This is a genomic window from Gemmiger qucibialis, assembly GCF_027689445.1.
Taxonomy (GTDB): Bacteria; Bacillota; Clostridia; order Oscillospirales; family Ruminococcaceae; genus Gemmiger; species Gemmiger qucibialis.
Window position 1 is genome coordinate 516,877 of sequence record NZ_JAQFEN010000002.1, and the last position, 26,159, is coordinate 543,035.

The 26,159-nt window shown below is 55.8% G+C and carries 23 protein-coding genes and 1 pseudogene; 5 read left to right on the top strand and 19 right to left on the bottom strand.

The window, feature by feature from the left end; genetic code table 11:
* The first annotated feature begins 5 nt into the window (after positions 1-5).
* The 4 genes from PG062_RS06190 (at position 6) to PG062_RS15985 (ending at position 3,279) form a co-directional block, all read left to right on the top strand.
* Positions 6-1,289: an FtsQ-type POTRA domain-containing protein gene (locus tag PG062_RS06190; RefSeq protein WP_270751608.1), complete on the top strand. Its 1,284-nt coding sequence runs from the start codon at positions 6-8 to the stop codon at positions 1,287-1,289.
* A 139-nt stretch (positions 1,290-1,428) separates the two neighbouring features.
* Positions 1,429-1,929, top strand: coding sequence for an RNA polymerase sigma factor (locus PG062_RS06195; RefSeq protein WP_270751609.1), 501 nt, complete (start codon positions 1,429-1,431; stop codon positions 1,927-1,929).
* Positions 1,926-2,543 (top strand): zf-HC2 domain-containing protein, encoded by a 618-nt coding sequence (locus PG062_RS06200; protein WP_270751610.1) that lies wholly within the window; start codon positions 1,926-1,928, stop codon positions 2,541-2,543. Before PG062_RS06195 ends, PG062_RS06200 begins: the two co-directional genes overlap by 4 nt.
* Positions 2,544-2,958: 415 nt before the next feature.
* Entirely contained in the window at positions 2,959-3,279 is a 321-nt protein-coding gene (locus PG062_RS15985) for a hypothetical protein (protein ID WP_514130911.1), read from the top strand.
* Here PG062_RS15985 and PG062_RS06210 read toward each other — a convergent pair.
* From PG062_RS06210 to purE, 13 genes and pseudogenes are all read right to left on the bottom strand, one after another.
* A pseudogene (locus PG062_RS06210) lies at positions 3,271-3,411 on the bottom strand (cysteine-rich KTR domain-containing protein); the annotation flags it as partial. The gene PG062_RS15985 and the pseudogene PG062_RS06210 sit on opposite strands and share 9 nt — an antisense overlap.
* A 37-nt stretch (positions 3,412-3,448) precedes the next feature.
* On the bottom strand, positions 3,449-3,940 hold the full coding sequence (locus tag PG062_RS06215; RefSeq protein ID WP_195380174.1) for a helix-turn-helix domain-containing protein: 492 nt from the start codon (positions 3,938-3,940) through the stop codon (positions 3,449-3,451).
* A 16-nt stretch (positions 3,941-3,956) separates the two neighbouring features.
* Positions 3,957-4,241 carry a hypothetical protein gene (locus tag PG062_RS06220; protein WP_195380173.1) on the bottom strand — a complete coding sequence of 95 codons (285 nt, stop codon included), beginning with the start codon at positions 4,239-4,241 and terminating at the stop codon, positions 3,957-3,959.
* A 549-nt stretch (positions 4,242-4,790) separates the two neighbouring features.
* On the bottom strand, positions 4,791-6,224 hold the full coding sequence (gene purB / locus PG062_RS06225; protein WP_270751611.1) for an adenylosuccinate lyase: 1,434 nt from the start codon (positions 6,222-6,224) through the stop codon (positions 4,791-4,793).
* Positions 6,225-6,253: 29 nt separating this feature from the next.
* Positions 6,254-9,940, bottom strand: a complete 3,687-nt coding sequence (locus tag PG062_RS06230) for a phosphoribosylformylglycinamidine synthase (RefSeq protein ID WP_270751613.1) — start codon at positions 9,938-9,940, stop codon at positions 6,254-6,256.
* Positions 9,941-9,946: 6 nt separating this feature from the next.
* Positions 9,947-11,245, bottom strand: coding sequence for a phosphoribosylamine--glycine ligase (purD, locus tag PG062_RS06235; protein WP_113999749.1), 1,299 nt, complete (start codon positions 11,243-11,245; stop codon positions 9,947-9,949).
* 184 nt (positions 11,246-11,429) lie between these two features.
* Positions 11,430-12,611 (bottom strand): phosphoribosylaminoimidazolecarboxamide formyltransferase, encoded by a 1,182-nt coding sequence (locus tag PG062_RS06240; protein ID WP_113999748.1) that lies wholly within the window; start codon positions 12,609-12,611, stop codon positions 11,430-11,432.
* Positions 12,612-12,615: 4 nt separating this feature from the next.
* Complete coding sequence (locus PG062_RS06245; RefSeq protein WP_270751614.1) at positions 12,616-13,347, bottom strand: IMP cyclohydrolase; 732 nt, start codon at positions 13,345-13,347, stop codon at positions 12,616-12,618.
* Between the two features lie 21 nt (positions 13,348-13,368).
* Positions 13,369-13,962, bottom strand: coding sequence for a phosphoribosylglycinamide formyltransferase (purN, locus tag PG062_RS06250; RefSeq protein WP_270751615.1), 594 nt, complete (start codon positions 13,960-13,962; stop codon positions 13,369-13,371).
* Positions 13,959-14,999 (bottom strand): phosphoribosylformylglycinamidine cyclo-ligase, encoded by a 1,041-nt coding sequence (gene purM, locus PG062_RS06255; protein WP_113999745.1) that lies wholly within the window; start codon positions 14,997-14,999, stop codon positions 13,959-13,961. The genes purN and purM overlap by 4 nt, the downstream gene beginning before the upstream one ends.
* A 21-nt stretch (positions 15,000-15,020) precedes the next feature.
* Positions 15,021-16,490: an amidophosphoribosyltransferase gene (gene purF, locus PG062_RS06260; protein ID WP_270751616.1), complete on the bottom strand. Its 1,470-nt coding sequence runs from the start codon at positions 16,488-16,490 to the stop codon at positions 15,021-15,023.
* A 102-nt stretch (positions 16,491-16,592) separates the two neighbouring features.
* Complete coding sequence (gene purC / locus PG062_RS06265; RefSeq protein WP_113999743.1) at positions 16,593-17,306, bottom strand: phosphoribosylaminoimidazolesuccinocarboxamide synthase; 714 nt, start codon at positions 17,304-17,306, stop codon at positions 16,593-16,595.
* A 95-nt stretch (positions 17,307-17,401) separates the two neighbouring features.
* Positions 17,402-17,908 (bottom strand): 5-(carboxyamino)imidazole ribonucleotide mutase, encoded by a 507-nt coding sequence (purE, locus tag PG062_RS06270; RefSeq protein WP_113999742.1) that lies wholly within the window; start codon positions 17,906-17,908, stop codon positions 17,402-17,404.
* Between the two features lie 449 nt (positions 17,909-18,357).
* Between purE and PG062_RS06275 the strand changes: the two genes are divergently transcribed.
* Positions 18,358-18,879, top strand: coding sequence for a PglD-related sugar-binding protein (locus tag PG062_RS06275; RefSeq protein ID WP_270751617.1), 522 nt, complete (start codon positions 18,358-18,360; stop codon positions 18,877-18,879).
* A 217-nt stretch (positions 18,880-19,096) separates the two neighbouring features.
* Here PG062_RS06275 and PG062_RS06280 read toward each other — a convergent pair whose 3' ends face one another.
* The 6 genes from PG062_RS06280 to wecB form a co-directional block, all read right to left on the bottom strand.
* Entirely contained in the window at positions 19,097-20,497 is a 1,401-nt protein-coding gene (locus PG062_RS06280) for a hypothetical protein (RefSeq protein ID WP_270751618.1), read from the bottom strand.
* A 20-nt stretch (positions 20,498-20,517) separates the two neighbouring features.
* Positions 20,518-21,975 (bottom strand): MBOAT family O-acyltransferase, encoded by a 1,458-nt coding sequence (locus tag PG062_RS06285; RefSeq protein ID WP_270751619.1) that lies wholly within the window; start codon positions 21,973-21,975, stop codon positions 20,518-20,520.
* Positions 21,976-21,996: 21 nt separating this feature from the next.
* The gene (locus PG062_RS06290) at positions 21,997-22,359 is read right to left on the bottom strand and encodes a DUF2304 domain-containing protein (protein WP_113999738.1); all 363 of its coding nucleotides are present in this window, start codon (positions 22,357-22,359) and stop codon (positions 21,997-21,999) included.
* A 15-nt stretch (positions 22,360-22,374) separates the two neighbouring features.
* Positions 22,375-23,103, bottom strand: coding sequence for a glycosyltransferase family 2 protein (locus PG062_RS06295; RefSeq protein ID WP_113999737.1), 729 nt, complete (start codon positions 23,101-23,103; stop codon positions 22,375-22,377).
* Positions 23,104-23,140: 37 nt separating this feature from the next.
* Positions 23,141-24,370 (bottom strand): glycosyltransferase family 4 protein, encoded by a 1,230-nt coding sequence (locus tag PG062_RS06300; RefSeq protein WP_270751620.1) that lies wholly within the window; start codon positions 24,368-24,370, stop codon positions 23,141-23,143.
* Between the two features lie 369 nt (positions 24,371-24,739).
* Positions 24,740-25,879 (bottom strand): non-hydrolyzing UDP-N-acetylglucosamine 2-epimerase, encoded by a 1,140-nt coding sequence (wecB, locus tag PG062_RS06305; RefSeq protein WP_270751621.1) that lies wholly within the window; start codon positions 25,877-25,879, stop codon positions 24,740-24,742.
* Positions 25,880-26,159: the final 280 nt, after the last annotated feature.

Below are 26,159 nucleotides of genomic sequence, written 5' to 3' on the forward strand. Positions count from 1 at the left end.
ACCCCATGGACCGCAATCAGCGCAGCCGAAACCAGAAAAAAAGTGTACCTCCCCGCAAGGGTCAGCCCAGCCATCGCAACACCAAAAGCGCCCCGCCGCAGCGCAGCAGCCGCCCGGCGGGCAGCCAGCAGCGGCCAAAGGGCAGCGGCCAGCGTCCCGCAAAACAGCCCGAACGCCAGCCGCCCAAACAGCAGCAAAAGCGCCCCCGCCCCCAACAGAACCCCCAAAAGCCGGGGTACCGTTCCAGCGCGCCACAGGTGCAGCGCCGCGTTACCCGCGCGGAACAGCTGCGAATCCGCCGCCGCAAGGCCATCATCGGGGTGCTGTGCGTTTTGGCAGTGCTGGTGGTCGGCATTGTGCTTTCCATCAACCTGTTGTTCAAGGTGACGGATTTCCGGGTGGAAAATGCGGACCGCACCACCCCCGCCAATACCGGCATTTATACCGAACAACAGATGATCGATGCAACCGGCATTCAGGTGGGGGATAACCTGTACGGTTTTTCCACCAAAGAAAAATCTGACCAGCTGTTGGCGCAGATGCCGTACCTGGATGTGGCAGTCGTCACCCGCCAGGCCCCCGGCACCGTGATCATCCGGGTGCAGCCTGCGGTGGAACGCTTTAAGATGGAGTATTCCGGCAGCTGGCTGGTGCTGAGCGAACAGCTGAAAGTGCTGCGTGTGGAGCCAGCAGAGCCGGATAATCTGGTGCAGCTGGATGCCCTGCTGCCAGAGGGCGCGGCCACCACGCCGGGCAGCTTCCTGACACTGGATGCCCCCAGCGAGCCGACCGCCCTGGCAACGGCCATGCCAAGCGGCACCGCAACGCCGGAAAATGCAGACGAAGCCGATACGGCACAGGAGACCCCCAACGAGGTGCTGAACGAACTGCTGGGCGAACTGGACCAGTATGGCCTGCTGGATGGCACCACGGTGCTGACCATGCAGAACATGACCGAGCTGAGCTTTTTGTATCAGGGCCGTGTGTCGGTTCAGCTGGGCACGGCAAACAATCTGGATTACAAGATCCGGTTTGCCGCCTATATCATTCTGGATACCGGTGGCGATGGCCTGGCAAGCAGTGACCGCGGTACGCTGGATGTTTCGGACCAGCAGACGGACGGCACCATTCAGCCGCGCTTTTTGCCGGCGGAAAACCCTGTGGCCACCCCGGAGCCGACCCCGGAACCCCCGGCAGAGGATACCACGGATGCTGCCGCCGATGCAGCAGCAGATGGTGCAGACCTGACTGCCGATGCGCCCCAGGATGACACCCAAAGCCAGGAATAAAAGAACAACCGATCCTGCCGATGCCGTTTCCAAGCGGTGCGGCAGGACTTTTTTTATCGCTGCCTGTAACAAAACGGCAGCCGCGGCCACCAATATCATGTAAGGCGCCTGAACAAAGCGAAAGGAGGTGGGCCAAAGCATGAAACTGCCGGAGCTGGAGGAACTGTACCGGCGCTACCGGATGGATCTGTACCGCTACCTCTGCTTTTTGACCCACGACCCTGTGCAGGCGGAAGACCTGTTGAGTGAAACCTTTGTGCGGGTCATCAAGCGGCTGCCCACTTTCCGTGGAGAGTGCGAGGTAAAAACCTGGCTGTTTGGCATTGCACGCAATATCTGGCTGGAAAGCCTGCGCAGGCGGCACCAGTCCGTCAGCCTGGACGATTTGATGGAACGCTACATAACCGATGATGCCCTGACCGAAACCACCGCCGCCCGCCAAAAGCTGCGCCGCGTGCAGGCTTTGCTGCAGCAAAAGGACGAGCGCACCCGCAGCGTGGTATACCTGCGGGCGCAGGGGTATTCGTACCAGGAAATTGCCCAAAAACTGCAAATAACCGAAGCATCCGCGCGGGTGGTGGAGCACCGTACCCGCGCCTGGCTGAAAGCAACCCTGCAAAAGGAGGGATACGACGAATGACGCAAGAAAAAAAAACAAACCGGCAAGCAGAACAGGGAAAAGCAGAAACCGAAATTCCCTGCGCGGTCTGCCGGGATTTGATCCCGCTGGTCCAGGATGGCGTTGCCAGCCCGGAAAGTGAAGCGCTGGTAAAAGCCCACCTGCAAACCTGCCCGGAATGCCGCACCCTGTGGCAGGCGGGCGGCGGGCAGGCCCTGCCCCAAAACCTGCCTGCACCCGATGATGCCCGCCTGCTGCAAAAGATCCGCCATAAATACAATACCGGCCTGTTGATGTTTGCCGCGCTGGGCATGGGCTTTGGGGTGCTGACAAGTTACGGCGAACATTCCAACTGGATCATCCTGATTTTCCCGTTTGTGTGTGCTGCGGCCGTGTATCAGGACCCCCAGATGTGGAAGCTGCTGATGGCAGTGGGGGAGGGCATTGCCCTTTGCGCGCTGCTGCGGACCTTCGTGCGTTATTGGCAGTATGGGGCCACCCTGATGGAGTACCCGGTCACCCTAATTGTGTACAGCGTTTTTATGCTGGGGCTGTGCGGAGTTGGCTGCCTGATTGGCTGGCTGCTGAACTATGCCAGCGGGAAAGGAGAGAAAAAACATGAAAGTGAAAAGTAAGCGGAAGATGGCAGGCATTCTGGCGGCGGTGCTGATTGCTTTGGTGCTGCTGGCCTTTGACTGCATCAACGGCGACCCTATCAGCGAGCGCTGGGCCATGCACCGGGCCATACAGTTTGCGGAAAAACTTTACCCGGACCAGACCTTTACGGCGGAAGGCGCGGGTTCGATGCGGGGATTCTGCTATACAACCAGAGTGCAGTCCCAGCAAAGCAAGGATACCTGGTTTTATGTGGAAACGCACTTTTGGCTTTTTACCAGTGATATCTATACGATCGACCACACCCAGTACATAGATGCGCGGCTTAATACATCTAATCGCATGGAGCTGGAGGCGCAGGATGAGGTGGCACCGGTCCTGGTTGATGCTTTGTCGGAATACGACATTCCCTACGATGAAGCGGAGCAGTGCGTGATGGTGATTCTGCCGTATGAATCAGGGAAAAATGCCTTTGATCTGGGCATGGAATACCAGCAGTGGCTGCCATTGGACGCCCCGTTTGAAAAAGACATTTTGCAGCATATACCGGCCAAACTGTGGGTCACGATTGAAACCACATCGCAGCCCCAGCGCGCGGATTTCCAGCCCGCCCTGCAAAAAATAAAAGCCGCCTGCGAAGCAAACGGCTACCATTTTGCCACCTATAATGTGACCATGATCCAGCGGGATATCCCCTATGAGACCGCTCTTGCCCAATGCATAGAATCCGGCGATGTGGCGGCGGGGGAGATTTGAAGCATTGATTAAAGTTTCCTGCTTGCACTTCGGACAGAATAACGGGAAATTTATCAATTCTGTATCGCCCCGTATTTTGGTTCGTGTCTTGTTATTACAAATAGGACATAACACCCATGATTGATTACTCATAGAAGCACCACCTTTTACGATAATAGATTTTTAAAATCTATTCTTTATATTTTTGTGTGTATGACGCATTAGTTTTTTCCAAACTACTCAAATAGAATTGATATAACAAATACCCTATAGAAAATATACCAATTAACAAATATGCCACATTTTCTTTTAAAGATATTAGATATAATGAGAATACAACAAAGCTAATGGTCTTGATTATCGCTTTAATTTTTCGGTTTTCAATCTTATCAATTTTACAACAGATAAAACGTACACCAATAACAATAGGAGAAAATAAAATTGCTATCAAAACTAATATAATATTTTGTTTATTAAAAATAAGCTTTGATAATTGTTTCTTCTCATTATCATTGATATCCAAACACTGGTATAGCAATACTAGAGAGGCTTGATCAGGAACACTTTTTCCCAATTCCCATTTCGAAATTGTCTGTCGCGTAACAAAGACTGCATCAGCCAGTTGTTGTTGGGTTAATCCCTTTTCAATTCTGGCTGATTTAATCAAATCTGATATTTCCATAGTTGTACTCCATTTATTATCTTCTTTTATATATAACATCGCATAATTTCATTGCTAAATAAGTTACTATTGCAAGAAAAATAATCTGATGTTTAATAACTAAATAAAATAGGCTGATTGCCAATAACATAATGATAAAAGCAATCATACTATATTTGTATATTCTAGGATACTTTTGGGATAATGTACCTAATATTTTTACAATTCCCGCTATTATAGGAATAATTAACACCCCCATAACACCAAATAAAATCCCAGTTACAACAACACTCATTTTGTTTTTCCTTAATTCCTTCAGCATAAAAAGAACCTCCTTTATTTTTGATACTAAAATAATAAAATAGAATTCTTTTTATGTCACGCAACGCTTGTGAAAACAGACGCAACGGTAACAATTTGCATTTTAGTCATCAAAAGCAAAATAGGAATTTACAAATTCTACAAACACTGATTGGTATATTTCTTAATTCATACTATATCATAATGAAACGCAGAACAGTATAGATAAAGCAATAAAACACTATACTATTCTGCTGTAATATTCATCCTACAATCTTCCAGTTATCGTCCTTATGGAGCACAAGCTCATACTGTGAGATTTGTGTCATTTTCGACTTGTTATACTGGATGTCTTATCGAGCATTTTGGCAACGCAGATGCCGTGCCGCAGCTGCCGGAGCGGTGCTTAAGCCGCAAGGCGGGAATTGTGCGGTGTTGCCTTAGATGTATGATGGAATATAATCCCCCTAAAACTCAAAAAGGCTGCTCCTTCAACCGAAGAAGCAGCCTTTCGCTTATTCATCCAATCATGATGCTATCGTAATCTTATAATTCCTCAAGCCCAAATAAATCAAACATTCAGCTCCACATGCTGGCCAAGATCCTCTTTGTTGGCGTCCAGCACGGGACGGATAACTTCGGCAAGGAACTCTTCCACCTGCTGCGGGGCGCGGCCGGTGAAATCTTCAGGGCTCAGCTCGGCCTCGATCTCCTCGCGGGTCAGACCGAATGCAGGGTCAGCTTCCACGCGGGCAATCATATCATTGGGCTTGCCCTCCTGCTTGACCACAGCGGCAGCGGCCACGGCGTGCTCGCGCAGGCGCTCGTGCAGCTCCTGGCGGTCGCCGCCTTTCTTGACGGCTTTCATCATGATGTTCTCGCTGGCCATGAACGGCAGCTCAGCCATCACGCGGCTACGGACAACCTTGGGGTAAACCACCAGCCCGTCCGAAACATTCAGCAGAATGTTCAGGATGGCATCAGCGGCCAAAAAGCCCTCAGCCATGGCGATGCGCTTGTTGGCGGAATCGTCCAGCGTGCGCTCAAACCACTGGGTGCCGGCGGTAATGGCGGGGTTCAGCACATCCACCATCAGGTAGCGGGAAAGCGCGCAGATGCGTTCGCAGCGCATGGGGTTGCGCTTGTACGGCATGGCGGAAGAACCGATCTGGTTCTTTTCAAACGGCTCCTCCATCTCCTTAAAGTTGGCCAGCAGGCGGATGTCGGTGGCCATCTTCATGGCGCTCTGGGCAAGACCGGCAATGGCGGAAAGCACATTGTAGTCCACCTTGCGGCTGTAAGTCTGGCCGCAGACGGGCACAACCTTGTCAAAGCCCATCTGGGCGCACACATCGGCTTCCACTGCCTTGACCTTGGCAGAATCGCCGTTGAACAGCTCAATAAAGCTGGCCTGGGTGCCGGTGGTACCCTTAACGCCGCGCAGGGCCAGCTGGCTGATCTGATGGTCAATCTCCTGCAGGTCCATGTAGAACTCGTTCATCCACAGGGTAGCGCGCTTGCCAACGGTGGTCAGCTGGGCGGGCTGGCAGTGGGTGTAAGCCAGGCAGGGCATATCCTTGTACTGCTCGGCAAAATCGGCCAGGTTGGCCAGCACGCCGATCAGCTTTTTGCGCACCAGCTGCAGGCCTTCGCGCATGATGATAACATCGGTGTTATCGCCAACATAGCAGCTGGTAGCACCCAGGTGGATGATACCCTTTGCCTTGGGGCACTGCAGGCCGTAAGCGTAAACATGGCTCATGACATCGTGGCGCACCAGCTTTTCGCGGGCAGTGGCTTCCTCGTAATTGATGTCATCCTTGTGGGCTTCCAGCTCGGCAATCTGTTCATCGGTAATGTCCAGGCCCTGCTTCTGCTCAGCCTTGGCTAGCGCAATCCACAGCCTGCGCCAGGTGCGGAACTTGTTATCGTCCGAGAAAGTATACTGCATCTCATCGGAAGCATAACGGGTGGAAAACGGAGAAATATAACGATCATGTGCCATTGGTCGGGTTTCCTTTCTTACAGCATGTCTTACAGTTTGAAGTAGTTCACGCCGCCTTCAAAAATCGGCTGGTACTTGTCGCCGGTAACATTTTTGTACAGGCTGTCGCCGCTGCGCTCAGAATGGCCCATCTTGCCGAACACGCGGCCATCCGGGCTGGTAATGCCCTCAATGGCCAGCACAGACCCGTTGGGGTTGTAGCGCATATCCATGGTGGGCACGCAGTTCAGGTCAACATACTGGGTGGCAACCTGGCCGTTGTTGATCAGCTGCTGCAGCAGGCCGTCATTGCAGACAAAGCGGCCTTCGCCGTGGCTGATGGCGATCAGGTGTTCATCATCCACATTGCATTCGCTCAGCCAGGGGCTCTTGTTGGAAGCTACGCGGGTGCGCACCAGCATGCTCTGGTGGCGGTGGATGGTGTTAAAGGTTAGGGTCGGGTCGTTCTCGGTAATCGGGCGGATCTCGCCATAAGGCACAAGGCCCAGCTTAATCAATGCCTGGAAGCCGTTGCAGATGCCAAGTGCCAGGCCGTCACGCTGGTTCAGCAGACGGTTGACGGCATCGGCCACAGCGGGGTTGCGGAAGAACGCCGCAATGAACTTGGCGGAGCCGTCCGGCTCATCGCCGCCGGAAAAACCGCCCGGCAGCATCAGAATCTGGCTCTGGTCAAGCTCTTTCACCAGGGCTTCGCAGCTGGCGGCAACGTCGGCGGGGGTCAGGTTCTTCAACACCAGAATGTGCGGGTCGCCACCGGCGCGGCGGAATGCGCGTGCAGTGTCGTATTCACAGTTGGTGCCGGGGAACACAGGGATGATAACGCGCGGGGTGGCCAGGCGCACAGCCGGGGCAACGCGCTGGAAGCAGTTGACCTTGTATTCCAGGGATTTAACTTCCTCGCCAGCCTTGAGGTAGGGGAAGACAGGCTGCAGCTTTGCTTCCCATACATCCTGCAGGTGCTGCAGGTCGATGTTTTCGCCGTTGACGTTGATGACGTAATCCACGGTGGTGGAACCGAGGAATTCACCGGCAGAAGCATCCAGAAGCTCCAGAATAACTGCGCCATAGCAGGGCTTGAACAGGTCGTCCAGGTTGATATCGCGGCTCAGGGACAGGCCCACGTGGTTGCCGACGCACATCTTGAACAGTGCTTCGGCAACGCCGCCGTAACCCGGCGTTGCTGCGGCCAGCACCTTGCCTTCGTCGATCATCTGCTCCACGATCTTGTAGATGGAAAGCAGGCTGCCGATCTCCGGCATGCCGTCCTTGTACTGCGGCTTCAGGATGACAACAGAGCTGTTGGCTTTCTTGAACTCAGGGCTCATGACGTTGGCGGTGTTGCCAATGGCGGTGGCAAAGCTGACCAGCGTGGGGGGAACATCCAGGCCTTCAAAGCTGCCGGACATACTGTCCTTGCCGCCGATGGAAGCAATGCCAAGGCCCATCTGGGCATCCAGCGCGCCAAGCAGGGCGGCCAGCGGCTTGCCCCAGCGTTCGGGGGCAGTGTTCAGGTGCTCAAAATATTCCTGGAAAGTCAGGTACATATCCTTGTGGCGGAAACCGGCGCAAACCAGTTTGGTCACGCTTTCCACAACGGCCATGTAAGCGCCGCGGTAGGGGTCCGCTTCAGTCAGATAGGGGTTAAAGCCCCAGGCCATGCCGGAGCAGGTGGTGGTTTCGCCATCCACCGGCAGTTTGGCAGCCATGGCCATGGTGGGGGTCAGCTGGTATTTACCGCCGTAAGGCATCAGCACGGTGGAAGCGCCGATGGTGGAGTCAAACCGCTCGCCCAGGCCTTTCTGGCTGCAAACGTTCAGGTCGCCAACCAGGTTTTCCAGCTTTTCGGCAAAGGTGGAACCGGCCCACTGGGGCTGCCATACCGTGCCGGGCAGAACATGCACATCGGCATGGCGCTCGGCACCGTTGGAGTTCAGGAACTCGCGGGAAAGGTCCACGATGGCAACGCCGTTCCAGTTCTCGCGCATCCGCTTTTCCTCGGTAACGGTAGCAACCACGGTGGCTTCCAGGTTTTCCTCATTGGCAAGGGCAATGAACTTTTCGGCATCCTCAGCGGCAACGGCAACAGCCATGCGCTCCTGGCTTTCGCTGATAGCCAGCTCGGTGCCGTCCAGGCCCTCGTACTTCTTGGTAACTTTGTTCAGGTCAATGTTCAGGCCGTCGGCCAGCTCACCGATGGCAACGGAAACGCCGCCTGCGCCAAAGTCGTTGCAGCGCTTGATCATGCAGCAGGCGTCCTCGCGGCGAAACAGGCGCTGCAGCTTACGCTCAATGGGGGCGTTGCCCTTCTGCACCTCGGCACCGCAGGTTTCCAGGCTGGTCAGCTTGTGGGCCTTGCTGGAGCCGGTAGCGCCGCCAATGCCGTCACGGCCGGTGCGGCCGCCCAGCAGGATGATCACATCGCCGGGCTGGGGCTCTTCGCGGCGGACATGGCTGGCCGGGGTAGCACCCACAACAGCGCCGATCTCCATACGCTTTGCCACGTAGCCGGGGTGGTACAGTTCAGCAACCTGGCCGGTGGCAAGGCCGATCTGGTTGCCATAGCTGGAATAACCGGCAGCAGCAGTGGTAACCAGCTTGCGCTGGGGCAGCTTGCCGGGCATGGTTTCGGCAACCGGCTTGAGCGGGTCGCCTGCGCCGGTCACGCGCATGGCCTGGTAAACATAGCTGCGGCCGGACAGCGGGTCACGGATGGCACCGCCGATGCAGGTAGCAGCGCCGCCGAATGGCTCAATCTCGGTGGGGTGGTTGTGGGTCTCGTTCTTGAAGAGGAACAGCCAATCCTGCAATTCGCCGTCCACATCGCACTTGATTTTGACGGTGCAGGCATTGATCTCTTCGCTCTCGTCCAGGTTCTGCAGGATGCCGCGCTGTTTCAGGGCCTTGGCACCGATGGTGGCCAGGTCCATCAGGGTACGGTTCTTTTTATCGCGGCCGGTCTCGGCACGCAGGGCCATGTAACGGTCAAATGCAGCCTGCACAACTTCGTCGTCAATCTTGACATCGTTCAGGATGGTGCCGAAGGTGGTGTGACGGCAGTGGTCAGACCAGTAGGTATCGATCAGGCGGATTTCGGTAATGGTCGGGTCGCGCTGTTCAGATTTGAAGTAGTTCTGGCAGAACACAATGTCGGCGTGGTCCATGGCCAGGCCCTTTTCATTGCGAAAATTCTCCAACGCAGCGTCATCCAAAGCGCAGAAGCCGTTCAGGGTTTCCACAGCGGTGGGCACGGCAAATTCCATTTTCAGGGTATCGCGGGTGTCCAGGCTGGCCTCGCGGGCTTCCACCGGGTTGATGACGTACTTCTTGATGGCTTCCAGATCCTCTGCGCTCAGCTCGCCGTCCAGCAGGTAGATGCGGGCACTGCGCACAGACGGACGCTCGCCCTGGCTCAGCAGCTGGATACACTCGGAAGCAGAATCTGCACGCTGGTCAAACTGGCCGGGCAGATACTCCACAGCAAACACCGTCTTGGCGGTGGGCAGCTCGGTATAGGTCACATCGACTGGCGGTTCGCTGAACACGGTGGGGATGGCTTTCTCAAACAGGTCGCGGTCAATGCCTTCCACATCATAGCGGTTCAACAGGCGCAGAGCTTTCAGGCCCTTAATGCCAACCAGCTCAACCAGTTCATGCTTCAGGCCCTGAGCTTCGCCGTCAAAGCCGGGCTTTTTTTCTACATAAATGCGGTAAACCATTCTTGTTTAACCCTCCTGTGCTTTCATTGCCGCAAGGGCACGGGCACCAATATCACTGCGGCGGTGCAGTTTGTCAAAATGGATGCAGTCAGCAGCGGCGTAAGCCTTTTTCAAGGCTTCGGGCAGGGTGGCGGCGGTTGCCGTTACACCCAGCACGCGGCCGCCGTTGGTAACCAGCTTGCCATCCTTGATGGCGGTACCGGCATGGTACACGGTCACATCGGCAGCACCGGGCACCTGGCCATTCTCCAGGCCGGTGATCTCCTTGCCCTTTTCATAGGCAACGGGGTATCCGCCGGAAGCCAGCACCACACAGGCGGCAGCGCCATCGCTGAACTTGACCTCGGTCTTGTCCAGCGTGCCGTTGGTGCAGGCCTGCATCACGGTCAGCAGGTCGCTTTCCAGCAGGGGCAATACTACCTGGGTTTCGGGGTCGCCAAAGCGGCAGTTGTATTCAATCACCTTGGGACCGTCCGGGGTCAGCATCAGGCCAAAGTACAGGCAGCCCTTAAAGGGGCAACCCTCTGCCTGCATGGCGGCAACCGTAGGCAGGAAAATCTTCTCCATGCACTCGGCAGCAATGGCGGGGGTGTAGCAGGGGTTGGGGGCAACGGTGCCCATGCCGCCGGTGTTCAGGCCCTCGTCATGGTCCAAAGCGCGCTTGTGGTCCATGCTGGAAACCATCGGCTTGACGGTTTTGCCATCACAGAAGGACAGCACGCTGACTTCCGGCCCGGTCAAAAATTCTTCCACCACAACATGGTTGCCGGAAGCGCCGAACTTTTTGTCCAGCATGATTTCCTTTACGCCATCGGCGGCTTCCTGCTCATTCTGGCAGATCAGCACGCCTTTGCCCAGCGCCAGGCCATCCGCCTTGATAACAACCGGGTACTTGCCCTTGCTGCGGATGTAATCCATCACCTTGGCGGGGTCGTCAAAGGTTTCATAGCCGGCGGTGGGAATGCCGTATTTTTTCATCAGGTCCTTGCTGAACACCTTGCTGGCTTCAATGCGGGCGGCAGCGGCATCCGGGCCAAAAGCAGGGATGCCCACCTTGGCCAAAGCATCCACCATGCCAAGGGCAAGGGGATCGTCCTGTGCAACAACAACATAATCAAAGGCTTCTGCCTTGGCAAAGGCGACCATGGCGTCTACATCCGTTGCAGGGATGTTTTTGCAGGTGGCATCGTAACCAATGCCGCCGTTGCCAGGGGCACACCAGATATCGCCGCAGTCGGGGCTTTTTTTCAGCGCGCGGATAATGGCGTGTTCACGCCCGCCGCCGCCAACAACCAGAATTTTCATGGCAAACTCCTTAGCTTGAAATGAAAAAAGAATAATGAATAAAGAATAATGAAGGTGGACCGCGTTGCTGCGCACCGCTTAAAAAATATTAGAACTCTAATATCCAAAACCGTGCCGCTTGCGGCACACCTTCATTCTTAATTATTCTTTATTATTTATTATTTAGCAAAAACTTCGTTTTTGCTTAGTGGTGGAACAGCCGGATACCACAGAACGCCATGGCAATGCCGTACTTGTTGCAGGTGGCAATAACCTGATCATCGCGGATGGAGCCGCCCGGCTGCACAATGGCGGTCACACCGCTGCGGCGGGCGCGCTCAATGTTGTCCCCAAAGGGGAAGAATGCATCACTGCCCAGGGCAACATTCGTTACCTTGCTCAGCCAGGCTTTCTTTTCCTCGGCAGTCAACGGGGCAGGCTGCACAGTAAAGGTTTCGGCCCAAACGTCATCCCCAATCACATCCTCCGGGGTATCGCCGATGTAAACATCAATCGCGTTATCGCGGTTTGGCTTGGAGATATCCTCGCGGAACGGCAGGTCCAGAACCTTGGGCATATGGCGCAGCTGCCAGTTGTCGGCTTTCTGGCCTGCCAGGCGGGTGCAGTGGATGCGGCTTTGCTGGCCTGCGCCCACACCGATGGTCTGGCCGTCCTGCACATAGCAGACGGAGTTGGACTGGGTGTATTTCAGCACGATCAGGCTCATGATCAGATCGCGCTTCTGGGCATCGGTCACCGTCTTGTTCTCGGTTACAAAGTTTTGCAGCATGGTATCCACGCTGATCTCCAGATCCTGGCGGCCCTGCTCAAAGGTGACACCGAATACGGTGCGGCGCTCCAGCGGAGCGGGGATATAATCCGGATCAATGGCAACGATGTTGTAGTTGCCTTTCTTTTTGGATTTCAGCACTTCCAGGGCGTCGGCGTCATAGCCGGGGGCAATGATGCCGTCCGAAACTTCGTGCTGGATCAGCTTTGCGGTGGCAAGGTCGCACACATCAGACAGGGCGATCCAGTCACCAAAGCTGGACATGCGGTCCGCACCACGGGCGCGGGCATAAGCGCAGGCCAGGGGAGAAAGCTCAGCCTCTGCACTAATATGATACATCTTTCTTAGCGTTTCGTCCAGTGGCAGGCCAATGGCGGCACCGGCGGGGGAAACATGCTTAAAGCTGGCAGCAGCAGGCTGGCCCAGGGCTTTTTTCAGGTCGCGCACCAGCTGGTAGCTGTTGAACGCATCCAGAAAGTTGATGTAGCCCGGCTTGCCATTCAAAATGGTAACGGGAAGATCAGAACCGTCTGCCATAAAAATGCGGGCAGGCTTCTGGTTGGGGTTGGTGCCGTATTTCAGCTGGAATTCGTTCATAAGTTCAGCCCTCCACCGTGTTGTATTTGTTCAGGATCACATCTTCATAATCGCCGGTTTCCAGCGTGATGGCACGCACAAACAGGCTGACCTTATTATCTTCGTTCAGGGCTTCCCACAACTTTCCGGCAAATTCGTCGGCATCGTTCTGGTCCAGTGTCACGCGCAGCGGCTCACCGGCAAAGCTGGGGATGGGGGAGCCGTTTTTCTGGTAGGTGGTAATCAGCTGGCCTTCGCCTGCAACGGGCTGTGGATAGTCAAAGGTCTGGCGCTGCACGCTGGCGGGGTTGCCATCGCAGCTTTTCAGGATGCTCAGCTTGTAGCCGCCGCGACGCATATCCACAACGCCGGAAATGCGGGGGGTAAAGTTGGGGGCATCGTCCTCAAAAGTGCGGGTGGCAAGGGCTGCTTCAAAGCCGTAACCGGGGAACAGGTTATCCCGCATGTAGCGGTAAATGGTATCCGTCTGGTCACCGTTGGTCACAATGGTGGTATCGTTCAGGGTCAAAACCGGGTTATAGATGATCAGGTGGGGATCTTCCAGCTTGGCGGGGTCTGCGGCTACCGTGCGGATGCCGCCGGGGATGGCGTCAAACACGCGGTTGCGGCTGTTGGCGCTGCGGCCCATGATCCAGTAAGCAATCATGGCCTTGGTGCCATCCGGCGAACGGCCGATGCAGATGCCGCGGCCGGGATATTCGTTACCGGCCAGATAAGTATAAAGATTCTTTTTCATGCGGGAATCCTCCTTGTTCGGTCAGGCTTCGCCATTGCACACCATGGCAATGGCCTGGGGCAGCAACTTCCATTCGGCTTCCACCATCACGCGCTTCTGCAGCACTTCGGGGGTATCACCGGGCTGCACTTCCACGGCTTTTTGCAGCAGGATGGGCCCGCCGTCACACACTTCGTTGACAAAGTGGACGGTAGCGCCGGTCACTTTCACGCCGCGCTTCAGCGCTTCCTCATGCACTTTCAGGCCATAGTAGCCGGGGCCGCAAAAGCTGGGAATCAGGCTGGGGTGGATGTTCAGGATGCGGTTGGGGTAAGCGGCAATCACGCTGGGGCCCAGCACGCTCAAAAATCCTGCCAGAACCACCAGCTCAATGCCATGGTCTTTCAGCACACTCAGCAGGGCAGTGTCAAACTCCTCGCTGGTGGCGTAATCCTTGCGGCGCACCACGGCGGTTTCCACGCCGAAGTTTGCAGCGCGTTCCAACGCATACACACCAGGTTTGCTGGCAACCACCAGGGTAACCTTACCGTTGGGGTTCTCCCCGCGGCGTTCGCTTTCCAGGATGGCCTGCAGGTTGGTGCCGCCGCCGGAAACCAGCACAGCAATCTTCATCATACCAGCTGCACCCCGCTGCCTTCGCCAATCACACCAAGGCGGTAAGCATCCTCGCCGTTGGCTTTCAGGATCTCAATGGCCTTGTCGGCATCCTCGGCAGCCACGGTCAAAATCATACCAACGCCCATGTTGAAGGTGTTGAACATATCGCGCTCCGGAATGTTGCCCTCTTTGGCCAGCACATCAAACAGCACAGGGGTGCGCACATCGCTCTTCTTGATCACAGCGCAGCAGCCGGCTTTCAGGCTGCGGGGAATGTTCTCGTAAAAGCCGCCGCCGGTAATGTGGGAAACGCCCTTGACGGTAACTTCCTTCATCACGGCCAGCACAGGCTTGACATAAATCTTGGTGGGGGCCAGCAGGGCTTCGCCCAGGGTCTTGTCCATGCCGTCAAAGGTCTTTTTCAGCACATCGGGGTTGTTCTCCAGGTCAAAGATCTTGCGCACCAGGGAGAACCCGTTGGAGTGTACGCCGGTGGAAGGCAGGGCGATGATCACATCGCCGGGCTGCATGGTGGAGTTGTCCAGGATCTTGCTCTTGTCCACAGCGCCAACGGTAAAGCCGGCCAGGTCGTACTCGTCCTCCGGGTAAAAACCGGGCATCTCGGCGGTCTCACCGCCAACCAGGGCACAGCCAGCCTGCACGCAGCCTTCGGCTACACCGGCAACCAGCTCGGCAATGCGCTCCGGCACGTTTTTGCCGCAGGCGATGTAATCCAGGAACACCAGCGGCTTAGCACCGGCGCAGATGACATCGTTCACGCACATGGCAACGCAATCAATGCCAACGGTGTCATGTTTGTTCATGTACTGGGCAATGCGCAGCTTGGTACCAACGCCGTCCGTGCCGGAAATCAGCACGGGGTGGGGCATATCGGTGCAGTCCAGCTCAAACAGGCCGCCAAAGCCGCCCAGGCCGCCAATGCAGTGCTCGTTCATGGTGCGGGCAACGTGCTGCTTCATCAGGTCAACTGCCTTGTAACCGGCAGTAATATCCACACCAGCGGCAGCGTAGCTTGCAGAATAGCTTTTTTCCATTATGTTTCTCTCCTTATCAGCTTACAGGCGTTTTTTGGTCTGGGACTGGCTCAGGGGTTTATCATATACAATGTCCATCGTCTCGTTGGGGGCGGGCACCGGGTAATGGCCGGTAAAGCAGCCGGTGCAGAACCCGCACTTGCTGTGGATGGCCAGCTGGGTCACATGTTCAATGCTCAGGTAGCCCAGGGAATCGGCCCCCACGATCTGGCGGATCTCCTCCACCGTATGGCCGGTGGCAATCAGGTCTTTTTCGTCCGGGATGTCGGTGCCGAAATAGCAGGGGTGGGCAAACGGCGGGGCCGAAATGCGGTAGTGTACTTCCTTGGCACCGGCGTCGCGCAGCAGCTTGATGGTGCGGGCGCTGGTGGTGCCGCGCACGATGGAGTCATCCACAAGCACAACGCGCTTGCCCGCAACGGTGGAGGAAATTGCGTTCAATTTGATGCGCACACTGCTTTCACGCTGGGCCTGGGAGCCCTGGATGAAGGTGCGGCCCACATATTTGTTTTTAATAAAGCCCACGCCATAGGGAATACCGCTTTCCTGCGCATAGCCAAGGGCGGCATCCAGGCCGGAATCCGGCGCACCGATGACGACATCGGCTTCCACCGGATGCTCCTGTGCCAGAAAGCGCCCGGCCTGCAGGCGGGCGTCATGCACGCAGGTGCCCTCGATGATGGAATCGGGGCGGGCAAAATAAATGTACTCAAACACGCACATCGTGTGCGGCGCGGTGCCGCAGTGGGTGCGGATGGTGCGCAGGCCGGTGTAGTCTGCCACCACGATCTCGCCAGGCAGTACATCGCGCACAAAGCGGGCGCCTACAGCATCCAGCGCACAGGATTCCGAAGCAAAAGCCCAGCCGGAGCCATCCGGCAGCTGGCCAATGCAGAGAGGGCGGAAGCCGTTAGGATCGCGCGCGGCGATCAGTTTGGTGTGGGTCATAATGACCAGGCTGTAAGCACCCACGATCTGCTCCATCGTGCGGCAGACAGCTGTTTCAATATCCGGGCTGATCAGGCGGTTCTGGGTCAGCAGATAGCCGATGACCTCGGTGTCCGAAGTGCCGTGGAAGATCGAACCGTTCATTTCCAGCTTGTGACGCAGCTGGGGGGCATTGGTCAGGTTGCCGTTGTGGCAGATGGCCATAGTGCCCTTGCAGTGGTGCAGAACCATGGGCTGGGCGTTGGCGCGGGTGCGCTGGCCGCTGGTGGCATAGCGCACATGGCCGGTGGCCATCTTGGCATCCTGCGGCAGGTCAGCCAGCACGCGCGGGGTAAATACCTCGCTGACCAGGCCAAGATCGCGGTAGCCGGTCAGCACACCGTCCACGTTCAGGGCAATGCCGCAGCTTTCCTGGCCGCGGTGCTGCAGGGCATACAACGCGCTGTACACGGCGCTGACCATGTTGGTTTTGCCGGTGGAATCATAGATACCGAACACGCCGCATTCTTCATGCAGTGCTTCGGCGGGACAAAGCTCCTTCATTCAGTTCTCCGTTTCCTGTTTCAAACGATGGCAGGGTGCACCGGAAGAGCGAACGGCGGTTCCAGTACACCCTGAACATTGGCTGGACTAAGCTTGGTTCAATCAGCCCAGCAGGCGCTTCATAACTTCCTGGTAGGCATCGGCCTCACCGCCAAGGCTGCGGCGGAACAGGTCTTTATCCAGGTGGGCACCGGTGGTGGCATCCCAGAAGCGGCAGGTATCCGGGCTGATCTCGTCAGCCAGAATGATGGTGCCGTCAGACAGGCGGCCAAACTCCAGTTTGAAGTCGATCAGGCGGATGTTGGCATCCAGCATGATCTTCTTCAGCACTTCGTTGACCTTGAAGGCGTACTTGGCAATGGTGTCCAGCTCTTCCTGGGTGGCAAGGTCAAGGGCCAAGGCGTAATAATGGTTGATGAACGGGTCATGCAGGTCGTCGTTCTTGTAGCTGTACTCCAGGATGGGGGTCTTGAACACCTTGCCCTCGGGCACGCCCATGCGCAGGCTGAAGTGGCCGGCGGCAACATTGCGGATGATGACTTCCAGAGGAACGATCTGAACCTTCTTGACCAGGGTATCGCGGTCGTTCAGCTCCTCAACATAATGGGTGGGGATGCCTTCTTTTTCCAGCTTCTGCATCAGAGCGTTGGACAGCTTGTTGTTGACAATGCCCTTATCGCGGATGGTGCCCTTCTTTTCGCCGTCGCCGGCGGTGGCATCGTCCTTGTAATGAACCATAACGATTTCGGGGTCAGAAGTTGCGAATACCTGCTTAGCTTTGCCTTCGTACATCTGTTCTTTAATTTCAACGTTCATTGTAATGCGCTCCTTTATATTCTTTCATGAATTGATTTATGGAATCCCTTTTATAAAAAGGAATAAAACAACAGCAAATAAACCGGGATTTGAAGTTACATAGCTGCGGCTTCGGCAGCGATGGCGGCGTCCTTTTTGGCAATGGCGGCGGCGGTGTCGGCACGGAACTGATCCAGCTTAGCGGCAAGCTCATCATCGGCAACAGCCAGGATGGCAACGGCCAGGTAAGCGGCGTTCTTGGCACCGTTCAGGGCAACCGTGGCAACCGGGAAGCCGGAAGGCATCTGCACGGTAGCAAGCAGAGCATCCAGACCGTCCATGGCACCGCCCTTCATCGGGATGCCGACCACCGGCAAAGTGGTGTTGGCGGCAAAGGCACCTGCCAGGTGGGCCGCCATACCGGCAGCGCACAGGATAACACCGTAACCATTGGCGCGGGCAGATTTGGCAAAGGCAGCGGCGGCTTCCGGCGTACGGTGGGCGGAAAGAATGTGCGCCTCAAACGGTACATCGAAATCTTTCAGCACCCCGCAGGCACTTTTTACAACTGGCCAGTCACTGTCAGACCCCATGATGATGGCAACCTTTTTACGGTTCGGCATGTTACAGATCCTCCTTCAAAAAATAAGAGCGCGGTGTACACGGGTACACTGCGCTTATACAAGGCTATTATGCTTATAATACACCGCATGAAGAACACAGCTGCGCAAACCGACCGGGAATGGTCCGAAAAGATTCGTGTAATGCACAAAGTCGCCCTCCATCCTTTAATGTATGGCTGGATCCCCTGGCGGGCTGTGTACAGAATAACACACAAAACACCCGTACGGAAAATCTCTGTAATTAAAGTGTAAAGCGTGCAGCGCAAAAAAGCAAGAGCCAAAACTATTTTTGGCGCACTTCCTATTGTGTTTAAAATAAGATAGGGCTTTTTGTCAAAGTTGATGGAGAAAAACGGGGTGAAGTATGACTTTTTTGATAAGGATTTTTGTGCTATAATAACCATACCAGAAAATACTGCCATAAGGCAGGATGGGAAAGGGGTATCGCAATGAAATTGTTCCACACAGCCCTTGTGCTTGGCAAGGGGGGCTTTGGCACACAGCTGGGAGAAATGCTGGCGGAAGCCGGCGGCTATTCCCGTATTTTGTACCTGGATGACCAGGCACCGGACGCTGCGGGCAAACTGGCAGATTACCTGGATCCCACCATCAGGGAACGCTGCACCGCGGCTTTTGTGGGCCTTGGCAACAATGAGCTGCGGCTGCAATGGCTGCAAAAGCTGGTGGCTGCGGGCTACCAGACACCGGTGTTTGAACACCCGGCGGCAGAAGTATGCAGCAGCGCAGCCCTGGGGGCAGGGACCGTGGTGCTGCCATTTGCCTTTGTGGGCGCAGGAACCAAAGTGGGGGCAGGGTGCATCATCAATGCCGGTGCCATTGTGGACCATAACGCCGTGCTGGAAGACGGTGTGCACGCCGCCCCCCGTGCAACCATCAAAGCCGGGGCAACCGTGGAGCGCTGCATGAAAGTGGACAGCGACGAAATTATCCGCAGCCCATGGGAAAAATAATGCAGCTGCGCGGAACCGGCAGCCAAACAATGCAGGCAGAATTTTGAAAAAAGCGGCCCCGCAATTTGGGTATATTGCGGTGTTGCCCTTAATAATAAACGAACGTAAAAACCAGCCGCCTGCCGTGCAAATGCACAAAGCAGGCGGCTGGTTTTATAAGTCGTAAGCAAAAGGCGAAAATCAAGCAGGGAACAACCTGCTAAAAGAAGCAAAGCGCTTACCCGACGTTTTCAACATTCTCCTCACCATCCACCGGCAGGGTGGTGCGCGGGGTCACGCTGAGGGGGTCGGGCAGGGTGTTGTTTTTAACATCCTGCAACACCTGCGGCACACCGGGGAAGAACTTGGCGATGCCGCAGCCCTTGCAGTGCAGGCCATCGAAAAAGTCGGTCTCATCCAACCCCTTAATGCAGGTGGGGTCATAACTGCCGTACAGCGGAATATTGTAGTCATGCGCATACTGGCGGATCCAGTTTTCGGTTTCAAAAAAGCCCTGGTGCTGGTCGGTTTCCGTCAGCAGAAAGTCATACAGGTACGGGTGCCAGGGGGAGAGGGCCAAAATCACCGTGGTGCCCTGATTTCGCGCATACTGGATAAACTTGTCAAACGCTTCTTCCTGCTTGGGGGAAAGCGAGTCGAACCCTTCCATATGTACGCTGTTGAACGTGGGGCAGGCTTCGGCGGCAAGGGCACGCACCTGGTCGGTGTTGGCATCCCGGAATTCGGGGTCATACAGCACACTGCCGTCAGAGCGCTTGATGGTGGTGGGCTGCTCGTAAGGGTCGCCGTCCACCGGGTTAAAGTCAATGGGGTTGCCATTGTCATCCGTCACAACGCTCTGGCCGCGGTTCTTTAAGTAATAGTCTACGTTGCCCTGAAAATAAGCCGGTTCCACCAGCGCTTTCCACAGCGCCACGCGGTCCTCTTCCTCATAGTCGGTTTCAACACCGAGAACCTTAGTCAAAAATTCGTTGTACAGCTCCACATCGGCGCGCTTGTCAAAGGCGGCTTCGTCCCCATACAGCACCCAGGGATCCACGCTCCAAATCAGCACCTTGGGCGCTTTGCCGTAACAGACCATCTTATAATAGCTGGTCATGTTATCGCGCACATCCGCGCCGGTAACGCCCATGTTGAAAAAACTGTCGGTTCCGACAAGTTCCCGTGTGAACTGTAATACGCGGCTGGAGCCAATGCCGATCACTTCCGGGGTGTCCGGAACATCCTGTGCAAACAGCTGGACAACCTCGCGCTCAATTTCGTTCATCTGCTCAAAGTTGCTCACATCATAGCCCTGCAGCATCAAGTCCACAATGCGGCGGGGGGCAAGCTCACCCTGGAACAGGCCACTGCGGTCTACCGTATAGCTGAACCAGACCATGAAAACCAGAATGGGAATGAACAGGGCAAACTTGAACAACGTTTTGCTGCCAAAGTATAGCCGGCGGACCAAACCATGCAAAAAGCGAACGAAGATATTTGGCTTTTTGGGGCGTCTGCGCGGTGAGGGAGCGGATTTTTTTTGCTTTGTGGTGGGCTTGCGGGCCGGGGCGGCAACAGCACTGCGGCTGACCTTTTGGGTGCCGCGCGGGGCGGAAGCAGGGGTCTGTGTTGGCATAATTGATCTCCCTCCCCCCGTTAAAATTGCTGGTAAATGAACGCCGACTGCCCGAACGCGGCAAAGAACAAGATGGATACCGCAGCGGCATAATAGACCGTCCAACGCAGCACAAAGCACTGCTTGCGGATCCAGCGGGCAACATTGTTGCCGTTGTGCTCCATGGCCAGCACAATGGCGGTACCGCAGGTCAACACCACCGGCAGGCGGCCGTCAATGCCGCTGCTGGTGACCAGATTGGTAACGCTTTCCCATCCAGCCGCAAAGCCGCCCTGCCAGCCCTGCAGTATTCCGGCGAATACCTCGCCGGGGGCAGCGTTGTAAATGGCAGAAGCAAAAAACACCATTGTAAAACTGAACAGCAGGTAGGTGATGCAGCGCTGGAGGAAGGTCTGCACGGCAGGCTCGCGGTACAGCGGGTTATAGCGCCACAACACTTTGCGTGGAGCTTTGCTCAGCTGGGCAATGACTGAAATCACGCCGCAGGCAATGCCCCATTCCAGATAGCGCAGGTCAGCCCCGTGCCATAGGCCGCTGACGGCAAACACGATCAGCGTGTTCAGCATATGGCGCACCACATTGCAGCGGCTGCCGCCAAGAGGAATGTAGATATAATCCCGCAGCCAGCCAGTCAGGCTCATGTGCCAGCGCTGCCACAACCCGGCAAAGCTGGTAGCCTCGAACGGGCTGTGAAAGTTTTCCAGCAGGTCATACCCCAAAATGCGGGCAGCACCGATGGCGATATCGCAACAGCCGGAAAAATCCAGGTAGAGCCGCAGGCTGAACAGCAGGGTGGCGGCCACCAGGTTGGGGCCATTCATATCAGCGGGGGTATCGTACACCATCTTGATGTACAGGTTCATGTTGTCCGCCAGGACCATCTTTTTGGTGTAGCCCCACAGCATGCGGAACGCACCGCCCGCACACCGGGTGTAGCTGAACCGGCGGGATTTGTGGATCTGTGGCCGAAAATGGGGGTAGCGCTCAATTGGGCCGGTGGTCATGGTGGGAAAAAAGCTGACGAACAGCGCATAATGCAGCGGGTTCAGCTCAACCTTGCAGCGGCGCTTGTATACATCAATGGTGTAGCTGAGCGCAGCAAGGGTAAAGTAGCCCAGGCCCAGCGGGGTAACCATATCCGTGCGGGGCTGCAATACCGTGCCGCTCAGGATATCTGCCGCCAACAGGTTCCAGTATTTGTAATAGAACAAAAGCCCCACACAGGTGAACACCGCCAAAAGCAGGAAAATCACCCGCACGGGACCTATCCGGCATTTGCCGATCACCAGCCCGCAGCCCCATGTGACCAGTGTTGCCGCAACCAAAACCGGTACCAACAGGCGGTCGTTGGCCCCCCAACAGTAAAACAGGTAGCTGGCAGCCAGCAGACAGTAAGGGCGCAGAACACGGGGCAGGGTATAGTTCAAAAGCGCCACTGCCGCAAAAAAGCCAAGAAATAGCAGTGTTGTCAGTTCCATCCTCAAACTCCTTTGGCGGGATTATTTGCCGCTGAGTTTTTTCTCCAAATCCCGCACGCGCTTTTCCAGGATAGCATTTTCCTGGGTAAGGCGCTTGCACTTATCCGCAAGCTGGCTGACGCCGATGCTTAAACTGAGCAGCACCAGCAGCACAAAGCAGAACATGAGCATAAATACCAGGTTGACCGGCATTTGTACATCCAGCAGATCACGCAGGACGTAAACAACATAGGGGAATACCGCAAAGATGACAAGAACCACGGCCAGTGCCAGCCAGAGAAGGCTGTATTTTACGCTCATTTGGCCCTTTTTCAGCAGCGCAAAAATAATCAGCAGCAGGATGGCCGCACCCAAAATCATAAAAAACTGGAAATGTGCCGTCATGGGCGTTGTGCCTCCTTATTTGCTTTTCGGCTGGTGGATTTTCTTGATAGAAAGGCGGTCAATGATCAAAGACAGGGAAACCTTGATCATGTAATACGCGCTTTTAAAACTGCGAATGCTGGAAACGCCGCCCTGACGTTCTTTCATGACGACCGGGGCTTCGCCTACGCGGAACCCGGCCAGCGTGGCAGCCAGAATGGCTTCCGGCTCCGGATAATCCGAAGCATAATGCTCCGCAAAATAGGCGGTTAGCTGGGGACCGGTGGCACGGAAACCACTGGTGACATCCAGAATGCGCTGACCACAGAGAATATGGATGAGCCAGCTTAAAAAGCGGATGCCGACCCGGCGCATAAAGCTTGTCTGGAAGCCTTCGCACTTGATAAAGCGGCTGCCGATGCACATATCCAGCTTGCCGTCCAATACCGGCTGAACGACCTGCATCAGATAAGCGGGGTCGTGCTGGCCGTCACCGTCCATCTGTACAGCAACATCATAACCATTGGCGCGGGCATAGCGATAACCGCACTGCACGCCGCCGCCAATGCCAAGGTTGACCGGCAGATCCAAAAACGGGTAGCCATGCTCCGCCAGCAATTCAGCCGAGCGGTCGGTGGAACAATCGTTGATGATCAAAAAGTCAACCTGCGGGCAGGTGGCACGCAGGCGTTCCACGGTGCTGACGATGTTGGCTTCCTCATTATAACAGGGAATGATAACAAGAATTTTGGCTGGGTGATTCAAAAGGGCACCTCACATCAGGGGAACGACCGGTTTGGCATCAAACGCGGCCTTCCAAAATAAAATGTTCCAGTTTGCGCAGCAGCTCGCTGCGGCGGTAATGCGCAAGATAATATTCTTTGGCGCTCTGGCCCATGGCGGCGCGCTGGGCGGCGTCCATGCGGGTCAGTGCCAGCAGGTTGTCTGCCAGGGCAGCGGCATCACAGGCAGGGGAGCTTACCCCGCCTGCCGCGGCAACCGCCGCATTGCCGGCGCCGTCCATACTGGCCAAGACCGGCTTGCCGGCGGCCATATAACTGGCAACCTTGGCCGGTACGGTCAGCCCCAAGTCCGGCGAATCCGACAGGCAGACGATCAAAGCATCGGCCAGCGCGGTGAACTTGGGGATATCCGTTGCCGGAACACTGCCGTAAAACGTAACGGCATCCTCGGCGTGCAGCTCTTTCACTTTGGCTTCCAGCGCGGCGCGGCTCATGCCATCGCCCACCAGCAACAGGTGCAACATATCTGCCCCGCGGCTGCGCGCATCCTGCACCGCCGTGATGACGGTCTCCAGGCTTTGGGCGGGGGTAAAAGTGCCGGTAAACACCAGGTTGAACCGCCCGCCGAACTGCGTCTGCAAAGCGGCATCCGGCTGAGGAACGGCGTAGAAATCCTCGCAGTACTGCGGGATCACAGCAACTTTCTGCGGCGGCATACCGGTGCGCTGGCACAGCCGCTGCTGCAGCGGCTCACTCATGGCAATCAGTCGGTCGGCCTTCTTATATAAAGCGTCGCTTACACCCTGGGCAATCGCGCGCAGGGCTTTGTTCTTCACATTCAGCACGCTGTACAGGTTTTCGGGCCAGATATCCAGCACATAGTTGGTAAAGGGAATGTGGTGCTTTTTGGCATAGCGGATGGCGGGCCAGCACATCAGTACCGGGCTGGTGTTAAAGCAGAACACCGCATCGTACCCGCCCGGCAGGCGGTGCAGCGCATGGGCGGCGTACCACGGCCAGCTGACATAGTTCAAAAAAATGTTGACCGAGGTGTTGCCCCTGCGCGGAACCTCTTTGCAGCGGTACAGGCGGGCACCGTGCCATTCTTCTTCAAAAGGGCCGGCGGCGCTGTAACCGGGGAACCATTCGCCTTTTGGGTAATTGGGCAGCCCGCAAAGCACATCCACCGCAATGCCATCCTGCAAAAAACCTTCCACAATATCATTGATGCGGAAATTTTCCGGCCAGAAATGCTGCGTAACAACAAGAATCTTTTTTTGAGAGGGCAAAGGGCACACACCTTTCGAAAGTTAGGAGTTAGGAAGTAGGAATTAGGAGTTGAAGAACGGCTGCTAGACTTGAGGTCTTTTGCAATCTATAAAATGCTCTGTAGGGAACGATCTTGACCGTTCCAAAGCATTCAGCTTGTCGCAGCCTCAAAAAACTCCTAAGGCAACACCGCACAATTCCCGTCTTGCGGCTTAAGCACCGCTCCGGCAGCTGCGGCACGGCATCTGCGTTGCCAAAATGCTCGATAAGACATCCAGTATTATCTGCGCTTTTGGCTTGGCATCTGCCGCACCTCGCTCGCCGTATCGGCACTTAGAATTATGCGGTATTGCCCTAACTCCTCACTCCTACCTCCTAACTAAAAAAACTCAGTTTTTTCTCCATACCATCTTATTAACCACCCCGGTGTAGCTCTGGATGATCTTGACGACCTTGGTGGAAACGTCTTCCGTGTAGTAGGGGACGGGGATGCCGTTGTCGCCGTTGGCGTTCATGGCAACGGCGGTGGCAACCGCCTGTTCCACGCCGCCCTCGCTGATGCCGGCCAGCACAAAGCAGCCTTTGTCCAGTGCTTCAGGTCGCTCGGTGGAGGTACGGATGCAGACAGCCGGGAACGGATGTCCCACGCTGGTAAAGAAGCTGGATTCCTCCGGCAGGGTGCCGGAATCGCTGACCACGGCAAACGCGTTCATCTGCAGATGGTTGTAATCATGGAAGCCCAGGGGCTCATGCAGCTTTACGCGCTCGTCCAGCTGGAAGCCCATGGCGTCCAGCCGCTTTTTGCTGCGCGGATGGCAGGAATACAGAATGGGCATATCATAGGTCTGGGCCAGGTGATTGATGGAGGTGAACAGGTCGATAAAGTTCTTTTCGGTATCAATGTTCTCCTCGCGGTGGGCGGAAAGCAGCATGTATTTGTGCGGCTCCAGCTCCAGGCGCTCCAGCACATCGCTGGCTTCGATCTTGGCCAGGTTAGCGTGCAGCACTTCCGCCATGGGGGAACCGGTCACAAAGGTGCGCTCCTTGGCGGTGCCTTCGGCATTCAGGTAACGGCGGGCATGCTCGGAATAGCACATGTTCACATCGGAAATGTGGTCCACAATGCGGCGGTTGGTTTCCTCAGGCAGGCACTCGTCAAAGCAGCGGTTGCCGGCTTCCATGTGGAAGATGGGAATGTGCAGCCGCTTGGCCGCAATGGCGGAAAGGCAGCTGTTGGTATCGCCCAGAATCAGCAGGGCATCGGGCTTCTGTTCCACCATCAGGGAGTAGGACTTGGCAATAATGTTGCCGATGGTTTCACCCAGGTCCTTGCCGACGGCATCCAGATAGAAATCCGGCGCACGCAGGCCCAGGTCCTCAAAGAATACCTGATTCAGGTTATAATCATAGTTCTGGCCGGTGTGGACTAGAATCTGGTCAAAATACACATCACACTTTTTAATCACAGCCGACAGCCGAATGATCTCCGGCCGCGTGCCGATAATGGTCATAAGTTTGAGCTTGTTCATTGTAAAACACCCGATACAGTTAGGAGGTAGGAGTGAGGAGTTAGGGCAACACCGCACAATTCCCGCCTAGCGGCTTAAGCACCGCTTCGGCGGCTGCGGCACGGCATCTGCGTTGCCAAAATGCTCGATAAGACATCCAGTATTATCTGCGCTTTTGGCTTAGCAGCTGCCGCACCTCGCTCGCCGTATCGGCACTTAGAATTATGCGGTATTGCCTTAGGAGTTGAAGAACGACTGCTGGTTTTATTGTCTTCCGCAAACGATAAAGAGTTTCGCAGGG